Origin of the sequence: Actinoplanes sp. NPDC048791 (genome assembly GCF_040650095.1) — a bacterium.
Lineage (GTDB): Bacteria > Actinomycetota > Actinomycetes > Mycobacteriales > Micromonosporaceae > Actinoplanes.
Genome location: NZ_JBEZGQ010000863.1, coordinates 1 through 3,578, shown reverse-complemented (window position 1 = coordinate 3,578; position 3,578 = coordinate 1). Strand labels below are relative to the sequence as shown.

The window sequence follows — 3,578 nt, the reverse complement described above, 5'->3', positions numbered from 1 at the left end:
CTGAAACAGCGCGGCGAGCACGCATTGCTCGGCAGCGAAGGTCCGGCGAGCGCGCTGACCGCTACGGTGCTGCCGCTGCTGGATCTGGCCGGGCTACGCGCCGCGAGCGCCCGGAATGCGCACGCTCTGATCGACGCCCTGGCGGCTCGGGGCGGGGCGTGGCGGGTGCTGACCGATGGGCCGGCCGGCGCGGTGCCGTTCCGGGTGCAGCTGCTGTGTGAGTCGGAGGCGGTCCGCGACGGTCTGCTGGCGCATCTGGCGCGGCACGGGATCTACGCGCCGGTGCACTGGCGACAGGACCGGTGCGGGGTGTGGAGCGGGGATGAGGAGGCGGCCGATCTGGCGGCAAGAATCCTGACGGTGCCGGTGGATCATCGGTGCGGGTCCGGAGATGTGCGCCGGGTGGCCGAGGTGCTCGGCGCGTTCGCCGCCGCGCCGGCTGCGGCCTGACCCGGGCTGCGCTGCCACTCCTGGGGCGTCATGCCGTACTCGTCGCGGAATCGGCGGGCGAAGTGGCGCGCGTTGGCGAATCCCCACGACCCGGCGATCGAGGACACCATCGCGGTAGGAGAAGTGGCGAGCTCCCGGTGCGCGCCGCGCAGCCGCCCCCGGATCACCCATTCGGCGACCTGCTCACCCTCCCGCGCGAAGGCGGCGTACAACGTCCGGACCGACACCGCGTGCTCGGCGGCCAGGCGGGCGGCGCTGAGGTCCGCGTCCCGCTGATGCTGGCGGATGTACGCGGTGACCCGGGTGAACAGCGTGCCGGTGCCCACCGTACGCAGCCACCCGCCGTCCTCGTCCAGCACCGAGGCGATCAGGGCCCGGACGAGTTCGACAGTCGAGGACCCCAGCATCGTCAGGGCCGGGTCCGGGTGCAGCCGGTCCAGCAGTACGGGCAGTTCGAGCACGTGACGACGGACCAGCTCGTACATCGGGCTCGCCGCCAGGCGGGGAACCGCGGTGCGGACCGCGTCGACCGGTACGCCGAGCCGGGCATAGTCGACGATGACCGCCTGCACGCAGGATGGCCCCTCGACCAGGAAGTCGTACGGCGAGGTGAGGTCGACCAGTTGCAGTTCGCCGATGCGGTCGCCGCCGGTCAGGTCCCGGTGGCGCATCCGCACCGAACCGCTGACCGGCAGGCCCAGGGAGAGCCGCTCGGGATTGTCCGACTGCAGGTGCCGGGACGTACGGGTGAGCCGATGACCCGTGGACACGTGATGCAACAGCTCGGCGCCGGAACCCAGCGCCCAGTGCGAGATCCGGGCCTGCGCCGGCGGGGCGACCGAGATGGCGGCCGGAGCCACCGATGAGGTCATGGCCGACCGCACCGCCTCGGCGCGTTGCCGCACCGGCAGCAGAGATGTGTCGAGCAGCACCGTCATCCGGCCTCCCTCACACCGATACTCTGTGACGAACCTATCGGGGAGCCGGCATGGCCGTGTTGATAGACACCCGTCACCTGCCACCACACGAGTCGGCCGACGCTCTGCACGCCACCCTGAGCCGGGCGGCCACCCCGGCCACGGTCGCCGTCGCGCCGGGCACGACGTGCATCGTCGAGGGCTGGCGGATCGGCGCGGGGATCAACCTGCTCAGCACCGCCTACAGCGGTGGCCTGACGATGAGACGCACCGCCCGGCACGTACGCGCCGACGCGCCCGAGCGGATCTCACTGACCCTCGGCGTGCGGGGCGAATGCGAGACGCGCCAGGTCGGCAAGGTGCTGCGCCGCGAGAACCAGCTCCATCTGCTGGATCTGACAGCCGAGTACGAATCGCGGTGGCCGGGCCCGTGCGCGGCGATCGCGTTCCTGGCCGACTACGCCGAACTCGACATCCCGGTGGGCCTGGTCCGCGACTCGGTCCCGCTGCTGCAGATGAGCCCGCTGTACGACCTGACCCGGCGTCACCTGAAAGACCTGCCCGCCATCGCCCGGCAGGCGCCGCACGCCGCAGCCCTGGCCATGCTCGGCTTCGCCAGCAAGGACCTGGTACGCGCGCTCATCGCGTCGGTCAATCCCGGCAACCCGCACTCCCGTACCGCCCGCGCCGAGTCGCTGCGAACCGTGCTGCTCACCTACGTCGACGCGCACCTGCACGATCCGGGACTCACCCCGGCCCGGATCGCCGACGAGCACGTGGTCTCGCTGCGCTACCTGTATCAGCTGTTCGCCGACGAGGCGGAGTCCCCGGCCGAGGCGATCTGGCAGCGCCGCCTCGAGGGCGCCCGCCGGGAGCTGGCCGGCCGGGCGACCCACCGCACCCTGATCTCGGCGACGGCGCGCCGCTGGGGCTTCACCGACCCGCGGCACTTCGCCCGCCGGTTCCGGGCCGCCTACGGCGTCACCCCGAGCGAATGGCTCCGCCGGCACCTCGGCGACACCTGAGGCGGAACGCCGGCGCGCAATCGTGCACGCCGGGACCCGCATGTGCACACAGAGACCCTCCGGGAGCGGAGCTGCCGACGCTAGATTCCGGTCACCGAATACTCCGGAGAGGACCTCTGACATGGCCCCCGACACGATCGTGCTCGTCCACGGATTCTGGGTCACTCCCCGCAGCTGGGAGAACTGGATCGCCCACTACGAGGCCAAGGGGTTCCGGGTCATCGCGCCCTCGTATCCCGGTTACGAGGTCGAGGTCGAGGCGCTCAACGCCGACCCGGCACCGATTCTCGCCTCCACCGTGCCGCAGATCATCGCCCACTTCGAGCAGATCATCGGCGCGCTCGACACCCCGCCGATCATCATCGGGCATTCCGCCGGTGGGGCCTTCACCCAGATCCTGCTCGACCACGGCTTCGGCGCGGCCGGCGTGGCGATGAACTCCGCACCCACCGAAGGCGTCCGGGTGGTCCCGCTGTCGCAGGTGAAGTCCACCTTCCCGGTGCTCAAGAGTCCCGCGAACCGGCACAAGGTGGTGCCGCTGAGCTTCGAGGAGTGGCAGTACGCGTTCACCAACACCTTCACCGAGGAGGAGGGCCGGGCGCTGTGGCAGCGCTACGCCATCCCGGCCAACGGCGGCATCCTGTGGGGCAGTGTGCTGGCCAACTTCCAGCCCGGCCACCAGGACACCTGGGTCGACTACCACAACGACGACCGGGCGCCGCTCTTGTTCGTCTCGGGCTCCGAGGACCACATCATGCCGCCGGCGATCCAGGAGTCGAACGCCAAGCACTACAAGTCGAACACCGTCACGGAACGCCGCGAGTACGAGGGCTACGCGCACCTGCTGCCGGCCCAGAAGGGCTGGGAGCAGATCGCCGACGAGGTCCTCGACTGGGCCCTGACCCACGCCCGATGAGCGACCTGCGGATCACCCACATCGGCGGGCCGACCACCCTGATCGAGGTGGCGGGCTGGCGGATCCTGACCGATCCGACGTTCGACGCCCCTGGCCGGACCTACCGGTTCGGCTGGGGCACGGCGTCGCGCAAGCTGACCGGTCCGGCGGTGCCGGCAGCGTCGCTCGGCGCCGTCGACGTGGTCCTGCTGACCCACGACCACCACGCCGACAACCTGGACGACGCCGGCCGGGCGCTGCTGCCGGCCGCGGGCCGGGTCGTCACCACCG

Annotated in this window: 4 protein-coding genes and 1 pseudogene; 4 read left to right on the top strand and 1 reads right to left on the bottom strand. The window is 71.3% G+C overall.

Annotated features, from left to right (window positions below; translation table 11 throughout):
- Nucleotides 1-450 (top strand): annotated as a pseudogene (locus AB0C29_RS38630) (hypothetical protein); the annotation flags it as partial.
- Here AB0C29_RS38630 and AB0C29_RS38625 read toward each other — a convergent pair.
- Nucleotides 372-1,388: a helix-turn-helix domain-containing protein gene (locus AB0C29_RS38625; protein WP_360831378.1), complete on the bottom strand. Its 1,017-nt coding sequence runs from the start codon at nucleotides 1,386-1,388 to the stop codon at nucleotides 372-374. The pseudogene AB0C29_RS38630 and the gene AB0C29_RS38625 sit on opposite strands and share 79 nt — an antisense overlap.
- A gap of 50 nt (nucleotides 1,389-1,438) precedes the next feature.
- Between AB0C29_RS38625 and AB0C29_RS38620 the strand changes: the two genes are divergently transcribed.
- From AB0C29_RS38620 to AB0C29_RS38610, 3 genes are all read left to right on the top strand, one after another.
- Entirely contained in the window at nucleotides 1,439-2,392 is a 954-nt protein-coding gene (locus AB0C29_RS38620) for a helix-turn-helix domain-containing protein (protein WP_360831375.1), read from the top strand.
- A 121-nt stretch (nucleotides 2,393-2,513) separates the two neighbouring features.
- Complete coding sequence (locus tag AB0C29_RS38615; RefSeq protein ID WP_360831373.1) at nucleotides 2,514-3,308, top strand: alpha/beta hydrolase; 795 nt, start codon at nucleotides 2,514-2,516, stop codon at nucleotides 3,306-3,308.
- Nucleotides 3,305-3,578, top strand: a 274-nt coding sequence (locus tag AB0C29_RS38610; RefSeq protein ID WP_360831370.1) for an MBL fold metallo-hydrolase, incomplete at its 3' end; no start/stop codon positions are given. The genes AB0C29_RS38615 and AB0C29_RS38610, both read left to right, overlap by 4 nt.